Genomic DNA, 22,078 nt, shown 5'->3' on the forward strand with positions numbered 1-22,078 from the left:
CCGGTAACACCCGACGTGACCCCGCCGGCCCACCTGGGCCGGCGGGGTCTCGCGCGCTCGCCGGACTGCCCGCAGCTGCCGCGCTGAGCTGGTGACTCGGCGCCGTCGTACGTCCGCGCGATGAGGCGGGCCGGGCGCCGTCAGCCCCGGAACGTACGGCCGTAGTTGCGTTCCCGCTCCGACGATCCGGAGCGGGAAACCCGGGAGATTTATCACCGTGATTGGTGATGCGTTCCTGGTGGCGGACCCGGACTTCTTCGAGGCGCCCGAGCGGATGGACGACTCCGCCGAGTTGTTCGAGGTGGCCCGCCGGCCGGTGCCCGAGGGTTGGGGCCGGGCGACCCGCGGGCTCTGGATCGGGTTCCAGCCGAACGAGCTGCGGCTGCCAGCCCAGGGCTGGAAGGTCCATCTCTCGGTGCTGCCCGAGCAGGCCGACGAGGCGCTGCGGATCGTCGTCGAGCATTGCCTCGGCGAAGGGCTCGCGTTCAAGTTCCTGCGCAGCACCCGAGCGCACCGGCTGACCAATCTCAAGTACGCGACCCGCGGGGCCAGCGGCAAGCTCGCCGCGATCTATCCCGAGAACGAGGACCGGCTGGAGGCACTGCTCGACCGGCTCGGACCCAAGCTCGCCGGCCTGGCCGGGCCGTACGTCCTCGGCGATCTGCGCTGGGGCGCCGGCCCGCTCTATCTGCGCTACGGCGCCTTCCTGGATCGCTGGGCGGCCGCGGAGGACGACGGGGAGCCGACGCTGGTGATCGAACGGCCAGACGCGAGCTGCGAGCCGGACCGCCGCGATCCGGTGTTCCGGGTGCCGGAGTGGGTGTCCACGCCGCGAGTCGTGGAGCAGGCGCTGGCGGCCGCAGCCGAGGTCGAGGCGAGCCTGCCGGTCCAGATCACCGACGCGCTGCACCACTCCAACGCCGGCGGCGTGTACGTCGGGGAGGACGCCGACGGCCGCGCGGTGGTGGTCAAGGAGGCCCGGCCGTGGGCCGGCCTGGACCCGACCGGCCGGGACGCGGTCGGCCGGCTCGGGCACGAGGCGAACGTGCTGCGCCGGCTGGACGGCAGCGGCGTGCTGCCGCGATGTCTGGGCGAGTTCACCGCGTGGGAGCACCACTTCCTGATCGAGGAGCTGGTCGACGGCGACAGCCTGCATACCTATCTGACCGACCACTATCCGTATCTGCATCCGGATCCGTCCGCGGCCGAGCTCGCGGCCTACACCGACTGGGCGCTCGGGGTCGGCGACGACGTCGCTGCGGCACTCGCCGCGGTGCACGAACGCGGCCTGGTGTTCGCCGACCTGCACGCCAACAACGTGATGGTCCGGCCGGACGGGTCGATCTCGCTGATCGACGGCGAGCTGGCCACCGACCTCGACGGCGGATCGCCGGTGTTGCTCGGCGATCCGGCCTTCCGGCACCGTGACGTCCGCTCCGGTCGGGCGCTGGACGACTACGCCCTCGCCTGCCTGCGGCTGTCGGTCTTCGTGCCGCTGACCGGGCTGCTGGTCTGGGACCCCGAACTCGCCCCCGCCACGGGAGGACGCGCCGGCGTCGCCGAGCGGCTGGTGGCCGCCGCGACCGAGCTGTTCCCGCTGCCGGCGGGCTGGGGCGCCGGCATCCTCGCCGAGCTGCGGCGGGTGTCGGGGCGGTCGGCGGCTCACCTCACCACCGGCGCCGTCGAACGACCCGCGCGGTCGGCGGAGGACGTACCGCTGGAGCGACGGCTGCTGCAGAGCACGCTGGCGGCGGCGACCCCGGAGCGGACGGACCGGCTGTTCCCGGCCGACCCGGGGGTCTTCTCCTACGGCGGCCACGGGCTCGCCTACGGTGCCGCCGGCGTGGTGCACGCGGTGGCGACGGTCGCCCCGGACCTGCTGGATCCGGTGCACGTCGACTGGCTGGCCGAGCGGGCGCTGCGCGCCGAGGGACCGTACGGCGGTCTCTATGCCGGCACCGCGGGCGCCGCCGTCGTGCTGGCCGAGCTAGGCCGGCCGGACGAGGCGTTCGAGGTCTTCGTCGCGGCCCGCGGCAAGCGCCACCTCGACACCACGGCTGGGATCTTCAACGGTGCCGCCGGGCACGGCCTCGCCGCGCTGGCCATCGGCGACCCGGCCCTCGCCGACGCCGCGGTGGCGGACGCGTTCGCCCTCCGGGCGCTGCTGGCCGGCGAAGAGTCCGGGTTGACCGAGCCGCTGGAGGGCGGGTTGCTGCGCGGCTGGTCGGGCATCGGCTTGTATTTCGTCCGGCTGTATGAACGCATCGGCGATCCGCGGTTGCTCGATGACGCGGCGAGCGCGCTGCGCCGCGAGTTGGACGGCTGTCTGATCGACGAGGCCGGGGCGCTGCACGTCCGCGACGGTGGACGGATCCTGCTCTATCTCGGCGACGGGGCGATCGGGGTCGGGCTGGCGCTGCAGGCCTACCTGCGGCACCGCGACGACCCGGACCTCGCCGCCGCGCTGGCAGCCGCGCGACGCACCTGCCGGATCGGCGTGGTGCTGTTCGGTGGCCTGTTCAACGGTCGCGCCGGGCTGCTGCTGGGCTCCGCGCTGCTGCTGGACGGATCCGAGCGCGACGAGATGACCGCCGTGCACCGTGAGCGGCTCGGCTGGCACCTGATCGACCACCCGCGCGGGCTGTCCCTGCCCGGTGACGGCCTGGTCCGGCTGTCGGGCGACCTCGCCACCGGCGCGGCCGGCGCGGCGCTCGCGCTGCACGCCGCTCGATCTCGCGCGGCCCGACCCCAGACCTCCCCCGCCGGCTCGACCGGCGGATGGGACCTGCTGCCCGCCCTGGGCTTCGGCCCGCAACACCCGGAAGGGGGTGAATCTCGATGACCGTTCTCAACCTCCAGGCGCTGACCGCCAAGGGCGCGACCCGTCGTCCGCCGGCCGGCGGCGGCTCCAGCTCGCTGAGCATCGTCTGCTGCAACGGCAACTGAGCCTCGGCTCGAACGCCGGCACGACCCCGGACGCGTCTGCGTCCGGGCCACCATCCACCAGCACGAACTCTCCAAGGGGGGAACTCTCATGAACGTTCTCGGTCTCCAGGCACTGTCCACCAAGGGCGCCACGCGGCGTCCCGCGGCCGGCACGCACTCGAGCTCGCTGAGCATCGTCTGCTGCAACGGCGGCTAGCCCACACCCGACGACGGATGCTCCCTCGTCCGGCGAAGTCGATCATGCTCCGGCTCGGAGCCCGACTCGGCGGTGCACGAGGGAGCATCCGTCGTCGAACGTCTCACCGACCTCTCACGACAGGACCACGATGAACACGACCGTGCTGCGCGCCAACGCGGACTTCCGCCGGCTGTGGATCGGCCAGGCCGCCTCCAAGCTGGGCTCGCGCGGCTCGGTCGTCTCCGTTCCGCTGCTGGTCCTCTCCGTCACCCACTCGCCCGCACTGATGGCCACCGTGGCGCTGTTTGAGTCCATCTCCGAGCTGGTCGTGATGCTGCCCGCCGGGGTGCTCGCGGACCGGTTCGACCGGCGACGGCTGATGATCGTCGCTGATCTCGGCTGCTTCCTCGCCGTCGCGACGCTGGCGGTCGCGGCGGCGCTCGGGTTCGCCTCGCTGCCCCTCATCCTGGCGGTGACCGTGATCGACTGCGCGTTCGGCAGCCTGTTCGCCGGCAGCTCCGCCGCCGCCCTGCGCCGGCTGGTCCGCGCCGACGACCTCGGCGCCGCGATCGCCGTTGTCCAGGCCCGCAACTCCGCCGTCTATCTGATCGGCCCGCTGCTCGGCGGCGCCACCTTCGGCATCGCGCCCTGGCTCCCGTTCGCCTTCGACGCGCTCACCTTCGCCGTCTCCGCGGTCTTGCTGCTGCAGATCCGGACCTCGCTGGCGGTGATCGAGCCGCCCGGTCCGAACTTGATCAACGAGGCCACCGCCGGCCTCAGATTCGTGCTGGGCAAGCCTTTCCTGCGATACGTCGTGATCGTCGCCGCGGCGATCAACAGCATCTTCGGCGGCGTGATCGTGGCCGCGATCGCGGTCTCCGACGCCGAGCGCGCCTCCAGCACGACGATCGGCGCGATCGTCACCAGCGCCGGGGTCGGCGCCATGCTCGGCTCGCTGGCCATGCCGTGGCTGCGCCGGCGGTTCTCCTCCGGACAGCTGGTGCTGGGCACGCTGAGCGCGATGGTGCTGCTGATCCCGCTGATGGGAGTGGTCGAGCACCCGCTGGCGATGGGCGCGCTGATCGTCGGCTGCTCCGTGCTGGCGCCGGTGATGAGCGCGGTGATCCTCACCGAGCTGACCGCGATCACCCCGGACGAGCTCCAGGGCCGGGTGCAGAGCGCGATGTCGTTCGCCGCCCTGTGTGCGACGCCGGTCGGCCCGATGATCGCCGGTGCAGCGCTCGGCGCCTGGGGCCCGCTGGCCACCTTCGTCGCGCTGGACGCGGTGCTGGTCGGTGCCCTGGTGTTCTCGGTCTCCGGCCTGCGCAACCTGCGACAGCTGCACGCCGAGGCCGCGGCACCTGGGCCGGCCGACGCAGCCGTCAGCCCGGCAGCCGCGCGCTGACCCGGAAGCCGCTGCCGTCGGGTCCGGCGACGAGCTCGCCGCCGGCGGCCTGCAGCCGCTCCCGGAGACCGCGCAGCCCGAGCCCGGAGTTCTCGGTCGGCAGCCCCGCCGTCGGCCCGTCGCCGGGCTGGTTGCGAACGTCGACACTGAGCTGGGCCGGCTCCCAGTCGAGACCGAGCTGGACGGTCGAGCCGGGGCCGCCGTGCTTGATCACGTTCGCCAGCGACTCCTGCACCACCCGGAACGCGACATGGTCCAGCTCGGGCGCGAGCTGGCGTGGCTCGCCCGACTCGTGCACCCGAACCTGGATCTGGCAGGCCTCGGTCAGCTCGACCAGCTGGTCCAGCTCGGCCAGGCTCGCGCCCGGCCGATCGCCCTCCGGCGTGCGCAGCAGGCCGAGCAGCCGGCGCAGCTCCCGCATCGCCTGGGTTCCGGTCCGCTCGATCAGCTCCAGGCTGCCGCGGAGCTGATCTTCGCCCACGGCCGGATTGCGACGTACGCCCGCGGCCTGCAGCACGATCCCGGTGACCGAATGGGCCACGATGTCGTGCAGCTCGCGGGCCAGCCGGAGTCGCTCGTCCGACAGCGCCAGGGCGGCCTCGGCGGCACGGGCGGTCTCGCGCAGCTCGGCGGCCCGGGTGGCGGACCAGGCGAACCGGGCGATCGTCCAGACCATCCCGTACAGCACGCACCAGACGAGCACCGAGACCAGCACCCCGGCGGCGTCCGTCGGGTGCCAGCTGGCCGTGCTGAAGGTGGCCGCAGCGATCACCGGGACCACACCGAGCAGTGCCAGCACGGCCTGACCCAGCGCACGGCGGCGGGCGACCGCGTACAGCGCGATGAGCAGTGCGGTGAACGGCTGGTACGGGATCAGGAGCGACCAGCCGACCGCGTACGCCCAGGCGATCGCGTAGCAGGGCCACGGATAGCGGCGGCGCCAGAGCTGGGCGCCAAAGGTGATCACCGTGGTGATCAGGACGGCCGGGATCGGGACCGAACCGGGAGAGATCCGCAGGGCCGGATCGAAGCCCCACAGAACGAGATCGACGACGGCGGCGACCAGCAGCAGGGCGACGTCGGCGAGGACGAACAGCCGGCGCCGGGTGGCCCCCCGAGGCACCAGCCGCTGCAGCCAGCCCCGCGACATCAGCAGCCGAACGCGCCCGGGCAGATCACGCAGTACCAGGGTCGCCGCCCCGGGTGCGGACGGTGGTCGTCGACATCGGGTCCGGCCGGCGGCGGGGTGGCCGGAGCCGGCGGGTCGCTCAGAGCTGCCTCGGTGACGAACGCCATCACCGCGTCGGCAGCCTCGTCGGCCGTCGGATGCCCCGGTCCCTGCGGCACGTCGATCACGTCGATGTCGCCGGCGAACATGATGTCCAGCTGGATCGCCGTCGGCGCCGCGACGCTCACCTCGGTCGGTGCCGGCAGGATCACGCCGTCGAGGGTGAGCAGCGACGTGTCGGTCCGGATCCGGCAGCGGGCCCGGGCCTGCGGTGCACCCGGGCCGGCCGGCGCCGCAGCCGGCTCGTCGTGCAGCGGCTGGGCGATCCGGGGCTCGAGCGGGAAGTCGGGCCGGAACGGGCCCGGACGGACCGGACCGGGACGGATGGGACCGGGGTGGATCGGGCCGGGGTGGATCGGGCCGGGGCGGATCGGACCCGGTTCGACCGGCCCGTCGGGCTCCGGCTCCACAGCGGCTGGATGCAGGAAGACCACCGATGGATCCAGCAGGGAGCCGAATCCGAGAAACGCGCCGGTGGTCTCGTCGGACTCGACGCGGTACACCTCGACCGTGGTAGGCACGGCGACATTATCCAGCGCAGGACCCGAGACCCCAACGGTAATCCGGCGAAGCGGTCAGCCCGGTTGGACCAGGCGGGACTGATAGGCCAGCACGACCGCCTCGGTCCGATCGCGAGAGCCGGTCTTCATCAGGATCCGGGAGACGTGGGTCCGCACGGTGGCCTCGCTCAGGAACAGCTTCCTGGTGATGTCGCCGTTCGACATGCCGTGCGCCATCAGCACCAGCACCTCTCGTTCCCGGGCGGTCAGCGCGTCGATCCGCGCGTCGGCGCCAACTCCGACCCGCGGCGCCTCGCCGAGTGCCTTGATCACCTGGCCCGCCACCGACGGGTCGATCCAGGAGTTGCCGGCCGCGATCGTCAGCACGGCGTCGATCAGGTGGAGCGGTGCCTCGTCCTTGACCAGGAACCCGCTCGCGCCCGCGCGCAGCGCACCGAGCACGGACGCGTCGTCGTTGAACGTGGTCAGCACCAGCACCTTCATCACGTCGTCGCCGCCGCTGGTGTTCTCGACCAGCGCGGTGGTCGCCTGGATGCCATCCATCCCGGGCATCTTCAGATCCATGATCACCACGTCCGGGCGTAGCTCGCCGGCGAGCGTCACGGCCTCGGCGCCGTTGGTCGCCTCGCCGATCACCCGGATCTCCGGGCTCGCGCCCAGCACCATCACGATCCCGGCGCGGACCAGAGCCTGGTCGTCGGCGACGACGACGCGGACGATCGGTTCGGTCCCGGTCACGATCGTCAACCTATCGGGCACCACCCACGTCGGCCCCCGAAACTCGGATCCCCTGGTCGACTTTGCACCCCGGGTAACGGATCCGAGGGCGTGCAGGGGATCCGAGGGCGTGCAGGGGATCCGAGGGCGTGCAGGGGATCCGGGTGGCGTCAGCTGGCGAGCCGGAACCTCTCCAGACCGGCCAGCACCACGTCGAGGCCGACGTCGAACTCGGCACCGAAGTCGTAGTCGCCGCGAAGCACCCGCTGCGCGGCGAACTCGGTCAAATGCGGGTAGCTGGCCGCGGAGACCGCCGCCATCATCTCGCCGGCGACGTCCGCGGCATCGTCCGGCCCGAACGGCAGGGACGCCTCCTGGAGGGCGAAACCGTAGACATAGCTGTCCAGGAGGGCGTACGCGTGACCGGCACCGACCACCGAGAAGCCCGCCGCTCGCAGCGTCCCGAGCATGACGTCATGGTGGATCAGGGTCTGCTCTCCCGGATTCAGCCGGGACTCGAGCAGGCCGATCACCCACGGATGCCGGCGAAGCACCGCCCGCATGGAATGGCAACGGATCCGGATTGCCTCCTCCCACGGGCAGTCGGATCCGGGCAGTTCGACCTCGGCGAACACCTCGTCCACCAGGCCGTCCAGGATCGCCTCCTTGTTCGGCAGGTGGTGATAGACCGCCATCGGCTTGACATCCAAACGCCCGGCCAGCGCGCGAATGGTCAGCCCGCCGAGCCCGTGCTCGTCGGCCACGGCGCGCGCGGCAGTGAGAATCCTTGCCCGGCTCAGCGGCTCTCGCACCGGCATCCGTTCTCTTGCCACGCGCTCACTCTATCGTCTACCGTACTTTGTACAACGTACTTAGTACAGCGATGACACGTCGTGAGAAGCAGAGGAGAAGCGGGATGGAGACCATGGGCACCGAGCCGAGGCCGGTCGAGGCGAGTGGAACGGGACGCGGCACCGAACACATGCGGGCGGTGCTGCAGCAGTCGTACGGGGCCTCCGGCGTGTGGCACTGCGGCGAGCGACCTCGGCCGGTGGTGCGTCCGGGCCAGGTGTTGGTCGCGGTGGAGGCGGCGGCCATCGATCGGGGCACCTGGCACCTGATGACCGGCCGGCCGTACGCGGCCCGGCTGGCCTTCGGCCTCCGCCGGCCGAAGAACCCGGTGCCCGGCCTGGATCTGTCCGGTCGGATCGTCGCCATCGGCCCCGGAGTCGATCAGCTCGCGGTCGGGGACGAGGTCTTCGGCGCCGGGAACGGCAGCTGCGCGGAGTATGCGGTGGCAGCTGCCGACAGGCTCACCGCGAAGCCCGCGGCCTGGTCCTGGACGGAGGCCGCCGCTGCCGCGGTGTCCGGTGTGACGGCGTGGCAGGCGGTGCACACCGCCGGCCGGGCCGTCCCGGGACAGCGCGTGCTCGTGCTGGGTGCCTCCGGAGGAGTCGGCAGCTTCGCGGTCCAGATCGCCACCGCGGCGGGCGCCGCCGTCACCGGTGTCTCCAGCTCGGCCAAGACCGGGTTCGTCCGGGCACTGGGCGCCGACGAGGCGATCGGCTACGAGAACGCGAAGCTGTCCGAGCGGGACCCGTTCGATCTCGTGCTCGACATCGGCGGCGGGCGGTCGATCGCCGAGCTCCGCCGGCTCACGGCACCCGACGGGACGATCGTCATGATCGGCGCCGAGAGCGGCGGAGCGCTGCTCGGCGGGGTCGGCAGGTCGATCGGCGGCGCGCTGAGGTCGCCGTTCCTCCGGCAACGGATCGTCATGCTCGCCTCTGCGGTGCGTCAGCGGGAACTGGCCGAACTGGCCGAGCTGGGACGTGACGGTCGGCTGACCCCCGCCGTCGACCCGCACCGGTTCACCCTCGACGACGCGGCCGTCGCGATGAACCTTCTCGTCGCCGGCGGCCAGCGCGGCAAGATCGTGCTGCGGATCGGCAGCGAGGCGCTCAGCGAGAGGTGATGGCCCGGGGTGACGTACGGCGGGTGCCGTGCCCCATGTGCACCCCGCCGGACTCGTCGGCGGTGAAGACGCGGGCGCCGGGCGGCGCCTGCCGGGCGGTAGCGAGCAGCTGAGCCAGCTCGGCGACCTGGGCCCGGAGGGTCTCCAACTCGCGTTCCATGGCGAGGATCCGGCGGATGCCCTCGAGGTTGATCCCCTCGTCCTGGCTGAGCCGCTGGATCATTCGCAGCAGCGCGACGTCACGGGCGGAATAGCGCCGCCCCCGCTTCGCCGTCCGCCGCGGCGACACCAGCCCCATCCGGTCGTACGTCCGCAGGGTCTGCGGATGCATGCCGGCGAGCTGGGCCGCCACGGAGATGACGAAGACGGGCGCGTCGCGGTCGAACGGCTGCGGGAGCCGGGGCCCGCCTTCGGGAGTGGTGGACATCGATAGTCACCCTCCCTCAGGCGGTGGTGAACAGCTTGGCCCGCGGGTTCTGCACGCCGACCGAGTCGGCGAACGAGGTCAGCGCGGCACGCTGCTCGTCGGTCAGTCCGGCCGGCACGACGACCTCGACGGTGACCAGCAGGTCGCCCTTGCTGCCGTCGCGCTTGCTGACGCCCTTGCCGCGGACCCGGAACGTCCGTCCGTTCGGGGTGCCCGCGGGGACGCGCAGCTTCACCGCCGGTCCACCCAGCGTCGGGACCTCGATCTCCGCCCCCAGCGCCGCCTCGGCGAAGGTCACCGGAGCGGTCAAGGTCAGGTTGTCGTCACGACGCCCGAACACCGGGTGCGGACGGACGTGCACGACGACGTACAGGTCGCCGGGCGCGCCGCCGTTCTCGCCGGCACCGCCCCGACCCTTCAGCCGGATCCGCTGACCGTCGGTCACCCCGGCCGGGATCCGGACCTGCATGGTCTTGGTCGACTTGCCCCGACCGGAGCCGTGACAGACCGGGCACGGGTCGTCCACGATCATGCCGCGACCGCGGCAGTCCCGGCACGGCTCGGTCACCTGGAACACGCCGCCCGAGGTCGAGGTCTGCATCCCGCTGCCCTCACAGGTCGGGCAGACGTGCGGCACGGTGCCGGCCTTCGCGCCGGTGCCGTGACAAGCCGTGCACGGCGCGTCGGAGACCATCTGCATGGCGACCGTGGTGCCGTCCACCGCCTGCTGGAAGTCGACGGTCACCTCGCCCTCGACGTCGGTGCCCCGGCGCGGACCGCGGCTCGTGCTGAACCGCTGCGTCGTCCGGGTTCCGGCCGAACCGCCACCGCCGAACAGCCCGCCGAAGATGTCGCCCAGCCCGCCGCCGTCGCCGGCATTGCGGAACAGGTCGTCGACCGACGGGCCGCCACCCTGACCGCTGCGCGGGAAGCGGAAGCCACCGCCCCCGAACAGGCTGCGGGCCTCGTCGTACTCCTTGCGCTTCTTGCTGTCGGACAGTACGTCGTTGGCTTCGGAGATCTCCTTGAAACGCTGCTCTGCTTCGCGGTTGCCCGGGTTCTGGTCCGGGTGGTTCTCCCGGGCCAGCTTGCGATAGGCCTTCTTGATCTCCTCGGGCGTGGCGTCCTTGGACACGCCGAGGACCTTGTAGAAGTCCTTCTCGATCCAGTCCTTCGTGCTCATGAACGCCTCCCTTCGTGCGGCTCAGTCGCCAGCAGCGGTGTCATCGGCACCCGCCTCGGGCGCGTCTGAGGTCTCGTCGACCGGTTCGATCACCGGCGCGTTCGGATCGGGCTCGGCCACCGCGACCCGAGCCGGCCGGATGATCTTGTCCTTGATCCGGTAGCCCGGCTGCAGGATCTCGACGCAGGTCGGCCCGGTGATCCCGTCGGTGTGCATGTGCAGCAACGCCTCGTGGATGTGCGGGTCGAACGCGTCGCCCTTGCTGCCGTAGCTCTCCAGGCCGTACTTCGCTGTGACCCGCTCGACCTCCTCGGCCACGGCCTTGAAGCCGCCGGTGAGTTCCTCGTGCTCGCGCGCCGACCGGATGTCGTCGACGACGTTGAGCAGGTCCTTCAGGACGCTCTCCACGCCGGCGACCCGGGACACGTCCCGGTCACGATCGACCCGCCTCTTGTAGTTGACATATTCGGCCTGGAGCCGTTGCAGGTCAGCCGTTCGCTCCGCGAGGTCGGTCCTGGTCTTGGCCAGCTCCTCGTCGCGGGCATCCGGCTGCCGCGGCGAGCCGACGGGCTCCTCCGCGGCGGGAGCCGCAGTCGCCTGCGGCTCCCTCACCTCGTACGTGTTCGGATCGATCCGCCGCTTGTCACGGATGGTCGGTCCGCGCTGCTCGTCCGGGCCCTGATCAGGTGCCTGGGTCACTTGCGCTCACCCGAGGTCTCGTCGTCGACGATCTCTGCGTCCACCACGTCGTCGTCGGACGACGCGCTCGACCCGTTGGAGTCGGCGTTGTCGCTCGGCGCGCCCGCCTCGGACGGCGCCTGCTGGGCCTGCGCGGCCGCGTACATCGCCTGGCCGAGCGCTGCGCTGGTGGAGTTGAGCTTCTCCACCGCGGCCTTGACCCGGTCGTTGTCCTCACCCTCGAGCGCGGACTTCACCTCGGCGATGGCCTCCACCACGGGCTGCTTCACGTCGTCGGTGATCTTGTCCTCGTTCTCGCTGATCAGCTTCTCGGTGCGGAACACCAGGTTGTCGGCCTCGTTGCGCAGCTCGACCCCCTCGCGACGCTTGCGGTCCTCCTCGGCGTGCGCCTCGGCCTCCTGCACCATCCGGTTGATGTCGTCCTTGCCCAGCGCGGATCCGCCGGTGATCTGCATGGACTGTTCCTTGCCGGTGGCCAGGTCCTTGGCGTGCACGTGCACGATGCCGTTGGCGTCGATGTCGAAGGCGACCTCGATCTGCGGCACGCCGCGCGGTGCCGGCGGCAGGCCGGTCAGCTCGAAGTTGCCGAGCGACTTGTTGTCCTTCGCGAAGTCGCGCTCGCCCTGATAGACCTGGATCATCACCGACGGCTGGTTGTCGTCGGCGGTGGTGAACACCTCGGACCGCTTGGTCGGAATGGTGGTGTTCCGCTCGATGATCTTGGTCATCACACCGCCCTTGGTCTCGATGCCGAGGCTCAGCGGGGTGACGTCGAGCAGCAGCACGTCCTTGACCTCGCCCTTGAGCACACCGGCCTGCAGGCTGGCGCCCAGCGCCACGACCTCGTCCGGGTTCACGCTCTTGTTGGGCTCCTTGCCGCCGGTCAGCTCCTTGACCAGGTCGACCACGGCCGGCATCCGGGTGGAGCCGCCGACCAGGATCACGTGGTCGATCTTGCCAACGCTGATGCCGGCATCGGAGATCACCGCGTTGAACGGCGCGCGGCAGCGGTCCAGCAGGTCGGAGGTGAGCCGCTGGAACTCCGAGCGGGTCAGCTTCTCCTCCAGGTGCAGCGGACCGGACTCGCCGAGGGTGATGTAGGGCAGGTTGATCGAGGTCTCGCTCGCCGAGCTGAGCTCGATCTTCGCCTTCTCCGCGGCCTCCTGCAGCCGCTGCCGGGCGATCTTGTCCTGGCTCAGATCGGTGCCGTTCTTGTTCTTGAACTGCTTGACCAGCCAGTCGACGATCCGGCCGTCCCAGTCGTCGCCGCCGAGCCGGTTGTCGCCCTTGGTGGCCTTGACCTCGAAGACGCCGTCGCCGATCTCCAGCAGAGACACGTCGAAGGTGCCGCCACCGAGGTCGAAGACGAGGATGGTCTGCTCGCTGCCGGACTTGTCCAGGCCGTACGCCAGCGCGGCCGCGGTCGGCTCGTTGATGATTCGGTCGACCTTCAGGCCCGCGATCTCACCGGCCTCCTTGGTGGCCTGGCGCTCCGCGTCGGAGAAGTACGCCGGCACGGTGATCACGGCGTTGGTCACGGTCTCGCCCAGGTAGGCCTCGGCGTCCCGCTTCAGCTTCTGCAGCACGAACGCGCTGATCTGCTGCGGCCGGTAGGTCTTGTCGTCGATCTTGACGGTCCAGTCGGTGCCCATGTGGCGCTTGACCGACCGGATGGTGCGGTCCACGTTGGTGACGGCCTGGCGCTTGGCGACCTCGCCGACAAGCACCTCACCGCCCTTGGCAAAGGCGACCACCGAGGGCGTGGTCCGCGAACCCTCGGCGTTCGGAATGACGGTGGGCTCTCCACCTTCGAGCACGGCGACGACGGAGTTGGTGGTTCCGAGGTCGATCCCGACTGCACGAGCCATGGTTTGCATTCCTCCAGGTTGAAGACAGTGTTGAACTTGAGTCTGCTTGACTCAAGCTTACAAGTTGAGTGCACTAGGCTCAACCTTGGGGTGGTCGGGGTTGTTCCCGATTTCCGCAGGAATGTCAGTCCGCGCCCGCAGGTTCACGCCCACTCCGGCCGGGCAGGTTTACCGACGCGGGTGCTCGGACGTCGGCCTACGGACATTCGACCCGGGCGCCTCACAGCGACACGGCGGTCAGGCGCACCAGGCACTGCAGGAAGCCGAGGCGGGCGTCGGTCCCGATAACGCGGGCGTACGCGTCGACCGCGCTCTCCACGAACTCACGTCGGTCGGCCTCAGGCAGGCTGCCGGTCCAAGCGACCAGGCCGGCCGCGCACCAGTCGGCGAACGCCTCGCGACTTCCGAAGTCCCAGAACACATCGTCGATGGAGATCGCGTCCACCCGCAGACCCGACCCCTCCGCCGCCGAAGCGTACGCCTGCGGGTCCACGTGGACGTACGGCAGATCAAAACCCTCGAAGGCGGCCGCCCACTGCCCTCGGGTGCTGAGCTCGACCACGACGTCCTCCAGACTCGGACGCTCACCGTCGCATACGAAGACCAACAACGCGCGTCCTGCCGGCCGGAGCGCCGCTCTGATCCGGACCAGCGCATCGCGCCAACGGGTCTCCCAATGCAGCGCGTTGAAGGACGTCACCAGGTCGAACGCGGCCACGAACGGCAGCGCGGCAGCCGTGCCCAGCTCGAAGCGTGCGCGCCCATCGGCCGCCAACAGCTCGCGTGCCCCCTCGATCATGGCTGCCGAGGGGTCCACACCGACAAGTGACCCGGTGGTGAGCCGGCGGACTACCATGTCGGTCACCCGACCGTCACCACAACCGAGGTCCAGGACGTCTTCGTCGCCCGACAGTACGAGGTCGGCCAGCGCGCGTTCAGCCAGCAGCTGCTGCAGACTGTTCACCCGCCCGTACGATGCCGGATCCCACTCCCAAGCCGCAGCATCCCCAGACCTGGATTCGCCTTCGACCTCCACCCGACCAGTCTGGCAAACCATCGGCGGGCTCGCCGCCAGCCAGAAGCGAGGGCGGCGTGGTGGCTCGGGCAGAGGTTCAGCTCGCATCGCGGTGATGAGATCGCCGACCTTCCCAGAAGGGTCCCTTTGTGGGACGCCTTGGGTCCGCACCTGAAACGGACAGTTCCAACACCCGTGGCCCGGCCCGCACGAGAACCTGGGAGGTCACGGATCGGTCAGACGGTGAGGCTGCCGACGAGTGCTCGGGCCGCGGTTGCACCGAGCCGGATGACGAGATCGACGGGTTGGCCGCGGTCGAGCTGGCGGAATCCCGCGTCGAGGATGCCGACGGTCATGCCGGCGGCGATGGGGATGCGGTCGGGATGCGCGCGCAGCAGGTCGCTCCATGCGCCGGCGAGGGTGTCGCGCATGCCGGTATGGGCCTCGGTGACACTCTCGTCGACGGCGGCGTTCGGCGCCTGGCTTCGGGCGGCCTCCATCAGCCAGCCGTGGCCGGTGGCCGCGGCCTGCTCGAGATTGACCCGCACCCACGCCACGACCCGGTCCCCGGGAGTCTGGGCAGCCTGCATCGCGGCCTCGACCGTGGTCAGCCAGTCGGGCAGGTAGCGGTCGACGACGAGAGTGCGGAGATCTTCGACGGAGTCGACGTAGCGGTAGATGCTGTTGCGGGCGATCCCGGCCGCCGAGGTCACCGCCCCGGCCGTGAGCCGACCGGACGGATCCCGCAGGATCGCCTCGGCCGCGTCGATCAGTCGGGTCCGGATCATCTCCCGATGCTCGGCGACGGTCGGCGCAGCGATCTTCGGCAACCCGTCCTCCCTCCGCACGCATGGACCGGTTCAGTGGATGCTACGCCGCACTGCTGCTCTTCCTGTGTTAGCGACATCACTGTCCGCATGTTGCGGACGAGGTGTCCCGAAACGTACGCTCGAGTCAGGTTCGAGACGGCATGTCGCAAAGGTGCGCGTCGACTCCGGACCGCAGCAGCCAGACAGTCACCGCATCGGCAGCTCAGGAGTAGTCATGCTCGCCCCGGCCATCGTGGTCATCACCCTCGCCCTCGTCTTCTATTCCGTCGGAGTCTGGGGAGAACGCATCCAGGGCATCCTCAAGCCCTGGCACGCGGTCTTCTTCGGCCTCGGTCTCGCCGCGGACGCCACGGGCACCTTCCTGATGACCCGAATCGCTGCCGGCCGCCGCGCCGACGGCATCCAGGCCAGCGGGCTCTCTGCGGTGATGGCGGTCAGCGGCACCATCGCCATTGCGCTGATGGCGATCCACCTCGTCTGGGCCGTCGTCGTGCTGATCCGCAACCGCGAGCACGAGAAACAGACCTTCCACCGGTTCAGCCTCGCCGTCTGGGTGCTCTGGCTCATTCCCTACGTGATCGGCGCGGCCTCGGCCATGTCCTGATCCGACGCGCCCGGGTTTGCCGAATTGGCTGTATTTCCCACGCGGTCGGGCCACTCTGTTAGGCAGAGCCGGGTCGCTGGTACAACGCCTCGGCAGACGGAGGCCGCCAGGCTCCGAGAGCAACACTGGCAGAGGGGCGTCGAGGGCTTCGCCGCGCTCGGCGCGTGAGCTTCTGGGTCGACGTCTTCGGCTAGCCGAGCCACCCGACCCCGCGCGATCCGGTCGGAGCGATCGGATCCGCGATCAGGCCGGCCACGCGATGGCGTCGAACTGTGCGCGGAGCCGGCGACCGCGTGCCGGGTTCGCCGCCTCGACCCAGCCGATCCGCCCGTCCAGATGGGCCCGGAAGTCCGGGTGACCGGCCCGGTTGGCCACGTCCGGACCGTTCCGTCCGGCATCGTGCAGGACCGCGCGCAACTGGTCGACGTACTCCCGGGGGACGCTCAGCCGTTCGTTGGTGACCAGGCCGGTGACGAGCTGACGCCGGCCCGAACTCTGCACCCGGGTCTTCGTCGGGTTGATCGCGAAACCTTCCGCCGCGGCGATCGCGGTGACGCTCCGCACCAGCCGTGCGGCCTCGACCCCCGGGCCCGAGAACGCAACATCGTCGGCGTACCGGGTGTAGGCCAGGTCCGCCGCGCTCGCCAGGCCGGCGAGGCGCCGGTCGAGCCCGAAACAGGCGAGGTTGGCCAGCGCGGGCGAGGTCGGCGATCCCTGCGGTAGGTGCCGCGCGCGGAGCGCCGCGCGCAGCCGGTGCCGCGCCGTGCTGTCACCGCCGGCCGGCATCCGCGCGAGCACGTGCACCGGCGTCCGACGAGTGCACAGGCCGGTCAGCGTCTCGGCCACCGGCTCCGGGTAGCCCATTGCCCGGAACATCCCGTTCACCCGGCCCGCCGTGACCGCGGCGAAGAAGTTGCGCAGGTCGAGGCAGAGCACCGTGTCACGGCCGACGTGTTCGCCGGCGTGGGTCGTGGCGCTGCGGCCGCGGACAAAGCCATGGGCGGCCGGATGGACCGGCACCCAGATCAGGATCTGCTCGAGCACCCGGCGCAGCACCGCCCGCAGCAGCGGGGTCGGAGCCTCCAGCAGCCGAGGCACCCGGCCGGGCCGGTCCAGCCAGCGATAGCGGAACAGGTGCAGAGGCCCCGCGGGCGTCCGGCGCTGCAAGCCGCGTACGTCCGCCACCCAGCTCAGCTGATCGAGCGGAAGCTCGAGCAAGCGGGCCAACTGGGCCAGGTCGTCGATCGCCGGCACCGGCCAGCGCCGCGGGCCCATCCGCCCGGCAACCATCGGGATCGCGCGGACCTCGACCGGCGTCCTCCGCCGGCGGGCGCGACCGGCCGCCTCCGCCAGCGGAGTCGAGGCGAGCAGGAACCCGCTCAGCTCATCCGGCCGGTCCAGCGGCGGCACGCGATAGCCGGCGACAACCGCAGCGACGACCCGGCCGAGCCAGCGATGCCTGCGGCCGAGCGCGTGAGCGCCGGCGGCGGAGAGCGCGGGCCGGCTCCATTCCTCTGCCGCCAGGAACGCCCAGGCCAGGCAGCGGGCCAGATGCTCGTCGGGGTGACGGGTCACGGCCGAGCGGGTGTGCTGGGTGGTGGTGGCGCCGGACGACCAGTCCTGCAGCTGCGGGTGCCTTCCTGCGCGCAGCGCAGCGGGGCACCTGCGGGCCTACGGCAAGGCAGACGAACAGTCACCGGAGGGAACCTCGGGCGCCGATCCGCCGAAGCGGGTCGAGTTTCTCGTCGGCGCCACCACACCCTCCGATTGTGGAGGACACCCGCCAGCGCCGCTGAGCCGGCCGTCGTAGCGTGGAACGATGGATCTCGACCAGGCCCTGCTCCGTTGGTTGCTCGACACCGACCCGGCGCTGCGCTGGCAGGTCGAGCGCGATCTGGCCGACCTGCCGGCCGAGATCTGGAACGTGACCCGCTCCCGGATGGCCACCGAGGGCTTCGGGGCCCGGCTGCTCGGCCACCAGGATCCCGACGGGCAGTGGGCGGGCGGTGCGTTCTTCCCGAAAGACTTCGACTTCTCCGGGCCCGAGGCGGCCGACGACGCCGGCCAGCCGTGGACCGCCACGACCTGGAGCCTGAACACGCTGCGGGACTGGGGCCTGGACGCGTCGGTCCTGGCCGGCACGGCCGACCTGCTGGCGGCCAACTCTCGCTGGGAGTACGAGGACCGCGCGTACTGGGGCGGCGAGGTGGACTGCTGCATCAACGCCTACACGCTGGCCAACGGCGCCTGGCTCGGCGCCGACGTTTCCGGCATCGCACAGTGGTTCGTCGACCATCGGCTGGCCGACGGCGGCTACAACTGCGAGTGGGTCAACGGGTCGACCCGGTCCTCGTTCCACTCCACCCTGAACGGCCTGAAGGGCCTGTTGTCCTACGAGACCGCCGCCGGGGCGGACGACAGCCTGCGAGCGGCGAGACGGGCCGGCGAGGAGTACCTGCTGGACCGGCGGCTGCTTCGGCGGCTGTCCGACGGCGAGCCGGTGGCGCCCTGGGTGGACCACTTCGCGTACCCGTTCCGCTGGTTCTACAGCGCGCTGAAGGCGGTCGACTACTTCCGCGAGGCGTCGCTACATGATCAGACGTCACCCGATCCACGGCTGGCCGATGCCATCGCCGCGATCCGCGCCGCCCGCCGCCCGGACGGGACCTGGCTGCAGGAACGCCGCCATCCCGGCCGGGTCTGGTTCGAGATCGACGTGCCGCCGGGCGAGCCGTCGCCGTGGCTGACCTTCTATGCCACGCGGGTGCTGGGCTGGTGGGATGCGTCCTGACGTCGCCAGGTCGACCCGCGTGTGAGCGCGCCGGCCCGCCCGGCCAGAATGGCGATCATGCCCAAGCCCGAGATCTCCGTCCAGCTCTATTCGATCCATACCGCCCTCGGCGAGGACCTCGACGGTTCCCTCGCGAAGCTCGCCGGGATCGGCCTGAAGACGGTGGAGGCATTCGACTTCGTCCGCCGCGCCGACGAGCTGAAGGAGTCCTTCGACCGTCACGGGCTGACCTCACCGACCGCCCATGCGATCCTGATCGAGGACGAGGGCGTCACCACGCCGGACGGTCTGCTGTCGGTACCGCCGGCGGAGGAGACCTTCGCCGCCGCGGCCACCTTGGGCGTCGAGGTGGTGATCGATCCGTTCGTCGCGCCGGACCGCTGGACGACGCTCGCGGACGTCCAGCGCAGCGCCGACCGGCTGAACGCGAGGGCCGAGCAGGCCGCGCGAGCCGGGCTCAAGGTCGGCTATCACAACCACGATCACGAGCTGTCCTCGATGATCGACGGCCGGCCCGCGCTGGAGGTGTTCGCCGATCTGCTCGATCCCTCGGTGCTGCTGGAGGTGGACCTCTACTGGGCGACCGCCGGCGGCGCGGACCCGGTGGAACTGGTGCAGCGCCTCGGCGACCGGGTGGTCGCGGTGCACGCCAAGGACGGGCCGATCCGGCCGGGGATCACCGCCGCGGACCTGCCGACCGACCAACAGCCGGCCGGTCAGGGTGACGTCCCGCTCGCCGCGGTGCTCGCAGCGGCGCCCAGCCTGCCGTACGCCGTGATCGAGTTCGACCACTACGCCGGTGACGTCTTCGACGGCATCGCGCAGAGCTACCGGTTCCTCAGTTCGACCCTGTGAGCTCGCCGAGCGAGCCGTCGGAGATCCGCTGGAAGAGCAGGTGGTCCTGCCAGCTGCCGGCGATCCGCAGGTAGGACCGGGCCAGCCCGATCCGCTCGAACCCGTTGCGGGCCAGCACCTTCTGCGAGCCGGTGTTGTGGATCAGGGTGCCGGCCTGCACCCGGTGCAGGCCCAGCTCGACGAAGGCGATCCGGATCGCCTCGGCGACAGCCGCCGAGGCGATCCCGCGGCCGTTCGCCGCGCCGGCGACCCAATAGCCGAGGTGCGCGGAGTCGAACGCGCCGCGGACCACGTCGCTGATCGTGATCCGGCCGACCGGCTCGCCGTCGTCCATGATCATCCACGGCAGCGTGCTGCCGGCCGCCTGCCGATCCAGGGCGTCGGCGAGCCAGATCCGCTGGTACGCCTCGGTATAGAAGTCCTCGCTGCGCAGCGGTTCCCAGGGCGCGAGGAAGTCGCGATTCGCGCGGTACAGCTCGGCGAGCAGGGCGGCGTCGGCGGGCACCAGCCGACGTAGGGTGACGGGCACGAGACGACGATAGGCCCGAGTGACGGGTCCGGGGAGGCCGACGATGATCACCATCCAGCTCGACGACCGGGAACGGTCGAACCGGACGCTCTCGGCGGAGAACGTCCGGACCAGCGTCCGAGCCTTGCGCGAGGACGGCTTCGTGCTGCTCGAGGACGTGGTCGATGCCGCGCACCTGGACGTGCTGCACGAACGCATGATCGCCGACATCGACGCGTTCCGGGGCCGGCCGGATGCGCCGTACAACTGGAACGTCGGGAACCTCCAGCAGGACCCGCCGCCGTTTCCGCCGTACCTGTTCGCCGACGTGCTGCTCAACCCGTTCGCGATCGCCGTCACGTCCGCGATGCTTGGCCCGGGACTGAAGAACGTGATGTACGGCGGCAACACCGCCCTGCCCGGAGACCAGCGGCAACCGGTGCACTCCGACGTCGGCCACCTCTGGCCGGTCTCGGTGCTGGAGGCGCCGCACCCGCCGGCCCAGCTGGTGCTCAACGTACTGACCGTGGACGTCTCGCCGGCGAACGGCGCCACCGAGATCTGGCCCGGCACCCACCGCGAGCTCGGCGTCGGGGTCGGCGACGACATCAAGATCACGCCGGAGCGGCTCGCCGCCCGGCGCGCGGTCTCGCCGCCGTTCCAGCCGACGTTTCGCCGGGGCAGCATGCTGATCCGCGACATCCGGCTGTGGCACGCCGGGATGCCGAACCGGACCTCCGCACCTCGGCCGATGATCGCCATGGTGCACGCCAGCGGCTGGCTGGACACCGGCCGGCCGCTGCTGTTCCCGACCGGCACCGAGTCGTTCTTCGACCACCCGGTGCTGAGCACGGCTGCCCGGTTCACCGCGGAGCCGATCGACTACATCGGCGAGCCGCAGGGTTTCGAGTACGTCCCGGGCGGCATGGTCACGACCTGACCGTCCGCGTGGCAGCATCTGCAGGATGCGACAGGACGAGATCTGGGACGCCGAAGCAGCGGCACGCTACGACACCCCCGGCGCCGGGATGTTCGCACCCGAGGTGCTCGAACCGACCGTCGAGACGCTGGCCCGGCTCGCGGCCGGCGGCCGGGCGTTGGAGTTCGCGATCGGCACGGGCCGGGTCGCAGTACCGCTCGCGTCCCGCGGCGTCTCGGTGACCGGGATCGAGCTGTCGCTGCCGATGATCGAGCGGCTGCGGACCAAGGTCGACGAGGCGACCGTGCCGGTGGTGGTCGGTGACATGGCGACGAGCCATGCGCCGGGGGCGGCGACGAGCCGTGCGCCGGGGACGTACGCGCTGGTCTATCTGGTCTTCAACACGATCTCCAACCTGCTGACCCAGGACGAGCAGGTCGAGTGCTTCCGCAACGCGGCCCGGCACCTCCAGCCCGGCGGCCGGTTCGTGATCGAGCTCTGGGTGCCGGAGCTCCGCAGCCTGCCGCCGGGCAAGCGGGCGACCGTGTTCACCAGTGAGCCGGGATACATCGGGCTGGACACCTACGATGTGCTCGACCAGCGGATCGTGTCCCACCACTTCCGCTTCGGGGAGGGCCGCGACGCCAGCCTGTTCCGCAGCCCCCATCGCTACATCTGGCCGGCCGAGCTCGACCTGATGGGCCGGCTGGCCGGCTTCGAGCTGGAGAGCCGGCACGCCGACTGGACAGGCTCGCCGTTCACCGCCGAGTCGACCTCGCACGTGTCGGTCTATCGGCTCGGCTGAGAATCACCTCGCCTTGGGCTCGGCGACCAGGCGCGCGGTCGACGTGTTCCCGTCCTTCCGGGCGACGACGCGCACCGTGTCGCCGGCCTTGATGTCACCGATCTTCGCCGGCTGACCGTCCTTGCGAACCTTGGTCTCGCCGTTCACGACGTACGTCGCGGTGAAGCCGTCGGTGCTCTTCAGCGTGATCGCCGTCGGGCCGACCTTCTGCACAGCGCCGCGCTGGAAGTCGATCACCCGGGTCTTCTCCTTGCCGCCGAGGGTCACCTCGCCGTGCAGGGCGCGCTTCAGCAGCGCCCGTCTCGCGTGCGCGCCGGCCTTGTCCGCTTGGTGGCCCTGCCCGGACGGCGCCGCGCTGGCAGGGGCGCTCGGTGTCGGGCTCGTGCTCGGGTCGTCGGCGTAGGAGACCCCGACGCCGATCAGGGTTCCGAGCGCAACAGCGCCCACGGCGACCGCTGCGATCTTGCTCCTCACGTTCATGCTGTGGCTCCTGTGTTCTCCGGCCGGGACCCCGCGTCCCGCTCCGCCGGCAAGTCTGGGCGCC

22 protein-coding genes are annotated in these 22,078 nt (G+C 71.1%); 9 read left to right on the top strand and 13 right to left on the bottom strand.

Translation table 11 applies throughout. The features are described 5' to 3' along the window. Positions 1-217 precede the first annotated feature (217 nt). From lanKC to ABD747_RS14740, 3 genes are all read left to right on the top strand, one after another. Positions 218-2,842 carry a class III lanthionine synthetase LanKC gene (lanKC, locus tag ABD747_RS14730; protein WP_344805809.1) on the top strand — a complete coding sequence of 875 codons (2,625 nt, stop codon included), beginning with the start codon at positions 218-220 and terminating at the stop codon, positions 2,840-2,842. Continuing rightward, positions 2,839-2,946 carry a SapB/AmfS family lanthipeptide gene (locus ABD747_RS14735; protein ID WP_344805811.1) on the top strand — a complete coding sequence of 36 codons (108 nt, stop codon included), beginning with the start codon at positions 2,839-2,841 and terminating at the stop codon, positions 2,944-2,946. The genes lanKC and ABD747_RS14735 overlap by 4 nt, the downstream gene beginning before the upstream one ends. A 326-nt stretch (positions 2,947-3,272) precedes the next feature. Then, positions 3,273-4,529 (top strand): MFS transporter, encoded by a 1,257-nt coding sequence (locus ABD747_RS14740; RefSeq protein ID WP_344805812.1) that lies wholly within the window; start codon positions 3,273-3,275, stop codon positions 4,527-4,529. Here the strand turns inward: ABD747_RS14740 and ABD747_RS14745 are convergent. The 4 genes from ABD747_RS14745 to ABD747_RS14760 form a co-directional block, all read right to left on the bottom strand. Beyond that, on the bottom strand, positions 4,507-5,679 hold the full coding sequence (locus ABD747_RS14745) for a sensor histidine kinase (RefSeq protein ID WP_344805814.1): 1,173 nt from the start codon (positions 5,677-5,679) through the stop codon (positions 4,507-4,509). The two genes, ABD747_RS14740 and ABD747_RS14745, sit on opposite strands and share 23 nt — an antisense overlap. Further along, on the bottom strand, positions 5,679-6,338 hold the full coding sequence (locus ABD747_RS14750; RefSeq protein ID WP_344805816.1) for a hypothetical protein: 660 nt from the start codon (positions 6,336-6,338) through the stop codon (positions 5,679-5,681). Before ABD747_RS14750 ends, ABD747_RS14745 begins: the two co-directional genes overlap by 1 nt. 54 nt (positions 6,339-6,392) lie before the next feature. Then, positions 6,393-7,076 (bottom strand): response regulator transcription factor, encoded by a 684-nt coding sequence (locus ABD747_RS14755; RefSeq protein ID WP_344805818.1) that lies wholly within the window; start codon positions 7,074-7,076, stop codon positions 6,393-6,395. 149 nt (positions 7,077-7,225) lie between these two features. Beyond that, on the bottom strand, positions 7,226-7,888 hold the full coding sequence (locus ABD747_RS14760) for a TetR/AcrR family transcriptional regulator (protein WP_344805820.1): 663 nt from the start codon (positions 7,886-7,888) through the stop codon (positions 7,226-7,228). 83 nt (positions 7,889-7,971) lie between these two features. On the opposite strand from ABD747_RS14760, the gene ABD747_RS14765 reads away from it, so the two are divergent. Then, on the top strand, positions 7,972-9,030 hold the full coding sequence (locus tag ABD747_RS14765; RefSeq protein WP_344805822.1) for an NAD(P)-dependent alcohol dehydrogenase: 1,059 nt from the start codon (positions 7,972-7,974) through the stop codon (positions 9,028-9,030). On the opposite strand, the gene ABD747_RS14770 is transcribed toward ABD747_RS14765, so the two are convergent. The 6 genes from ABD747_RS14770 to ABD747_RS14795 form a co-directional block, all read right to left on the bottom strand. Further along, the gene (locus tag ABD747_RS14770) at positions 9,017-9,457 is read right to left on the bottom strand and encodes a heat shock protein transcriptional repressor HspR (RefSeq protein ID WP_344805824.1); all 441 of its coding nucleotides are present in this window, start codon (positions 9,455-9,457) and stop codon (positions 9,017-9,019) included. The two genes, ABD747_RS14765 and ABD747_RS14770, sit on opposite strands and share 14 nt — an antisense overlap. Before the next feature lie 16 nt (positions 9,458-9,473). After that, positions 9,474-10,640, bottom strand: a complete 1,167-nt coding sequence (gene dnaJ, locus ABD747_RS14775; protein ID WP_344805826.1) for a molecular chaperone DnaJ — start codon at positions 10,638-10,640, stop codon at positions 9,474-9,476. A 21-nt stretch (positions 10,641-10,661) separates the two neighbouring features. Next, positions 10,662-11,339 carry a nucleotide exchange factor GrpE gene (gene grpE, locus ABD747_RS14780; protein ID WP_344805828.1) on the bottom strand — a complete coding sequence of 226 codons (678 nt, stop codon included), beginning with the start codon at positions 11,337-11,339 and terminating at the stop codon, positions 10,662-10,664. Beyond that, entirely contained in the window at positions 11,336-13,207 is a 1,872-nt protein-coding gene (gene dnaK, locus ABD747_RS14785) for a molecular chaperone DnaK (RefSeq protein WP_344805830.1), read from the bottom strand. Before dnaK ends, grpE begins: the two co-directional genes overlap by 4 nt. Positions 13,208-13,427: 220 nt before the next feature. After that, a complete protein-coding gene (locus ABD747_RS14790) occupies positions 13,428-14,171 on the bottom strand; it encodes a methyltransferase domain-containing protein (protein WP_344805832.1) in 744 nt (247 codons plus the stop codon). Positions 14,172-14,458: 287 nt separating this feature from the next. Continuing rightward, a complete protein-coding gene (locus ABD747_RS14795) occupies positions 14,459-15,052 on the bottom strand; it encodes a TetR/AcrR family transcriptional regulator (protein WP_344805834.1) in 594 nt (197 codons plus the stop codon). A gap of 214 nt (positions 15,053-15,266) precedes the next feature. Here ABD747_RS14795 and ABD747_RS14800 point away from each other — a divergent pair, with 214 nt between their 5' ends. After that, on the top strand, positions 15,267-15,656 hold the full coding sequence (locus tag ABD747_RS14800; protein ID WP_344805836.1) for an HsmA family protein: 390 nt from the start codon (positions 15,267-15,269) through the stop codon (positions 15,654-15,656). A gap of 243 nt (positions 15,657-15,899) precedes the next feature. On the opposite strand, the gene ABD747_RS14805 is transcribed toward ABD747_RS14800, so the two are convergent. Then, a complete protein-coding gene (locus ABD747_RS14805) occupies positions 15,900-17,231 on the bottom strand; it encodes a reverse transcriptase family protein (RefSeq protein ID WP_344805838.1) in 1,332 nt (443 codons plus the stop codon). Between the two features lie 244 nt (positions 17,232-17,475). On the opposite strand from ABD747_RS14805, the gene ABD747_RS14810 reads away from it, so the two are divergent. Together ABD747_RS14810 and ABD747_RS14815 are read left to right on the top strand one after the other, a co-directional pair. Further along, positions 17,476-18,447, top strand: coding sequence for a squalene cyclase (locus tag ABD747_RS14810; RefSeq protein WP_344805840.1), 972 nt, complete (start codon positions 17,476-17,478; stop codon positions 18,445-18,447). Between the two features lie 57 nt (positions 18,448-18,504). Continuing rightward, a complete protein-coding gene (locus ABD747_RS14815; RefSeq protein WP_344805842.1) occupies positions 18,505-19,302 on the top strand; it encodes a sugar phosphate isomerase/epimerase family protein in 798 nt (265 codons plus the stop codon). Here ABD747_RS14815 and ABD747_RS14820 read toward each other — a convergent pair. Further along, positions 19,286-19,831, bottom strand: coding sequence for a GNAT family N-acetyltransferase (locus ABD747_RS14820; protein ID WP_344805844.1), 546 nt, complete (start codon positions 19,829-19,831; stop codon positions 19,286-19,288). The two genes, ABD747_RS14815 and ABD747_RS14820, sit on opposite strands and share 17 nt — an antisense overlap. Positions 19,832-19,874: 43 nt before the next feature. Here ABD747_RS14820 and ABD747_RS14825 point away from each other — a divergent pair, with 43 nt between their 5' ends. Together ABD747_RS14825 and ABD747_RS14830 are read left to right on the top strand one after the other, a co-directional pair. Further along, positions 19,875-20,750 carry a phytanoyl-CoA dioxygenase family protein gene (locus ABD747_RS14825; protein ID WP_344805846.1) on the top strand — a complete coding sequence of 292 codons (876 nt, stop codon included), beginning with the start codon at positions 19,875-19,877 and terminating at the stop codon, positions 20,748-20,750. A gap of 25 nt (positions 20,751-20,775) precedes the next feature. Then, on the top strand, positions 20,776-21,534 hold the full coding sequence (locus tag ABD747_RS14830; protein ID WP_344805848.1) for a class I SAM-dependent methyltransferase: 759 nt from the start codon (positions 20,776-20,778) through the stop codon (positions 21,532-21,534). 3 nt (positions 21,535-21,537) lie between these two features. On the opposite strand, the gene ABD747_RS14835 is transcribed toward ABD747_RS14830, so the two are convergent. Next, the gene (locus tag ABD747_RS14835) at positions 21,538-22,014 is read right to left on the bottom strand and encodes a hypothetical protein (protein WP_344805851.1); all 477 of its coding nucleotides are present in this window, start codon (positions 22,012-22,014) and stop codon (positions 21,538-21,540) included. Positions 22,015-22,078 lie beyond the last annotated feature (64 nt).

The sequence above is a fragment of the Microlunatus ginsengisoli genome (genome assembly GCF_039537205.1).
Lineage (GTDB): Bacteria > Actinomycetota > Actinomycetes > Propionibacteriales > Propionibacteriaceae > Microlunatus > Microlunatus ginsengisoli.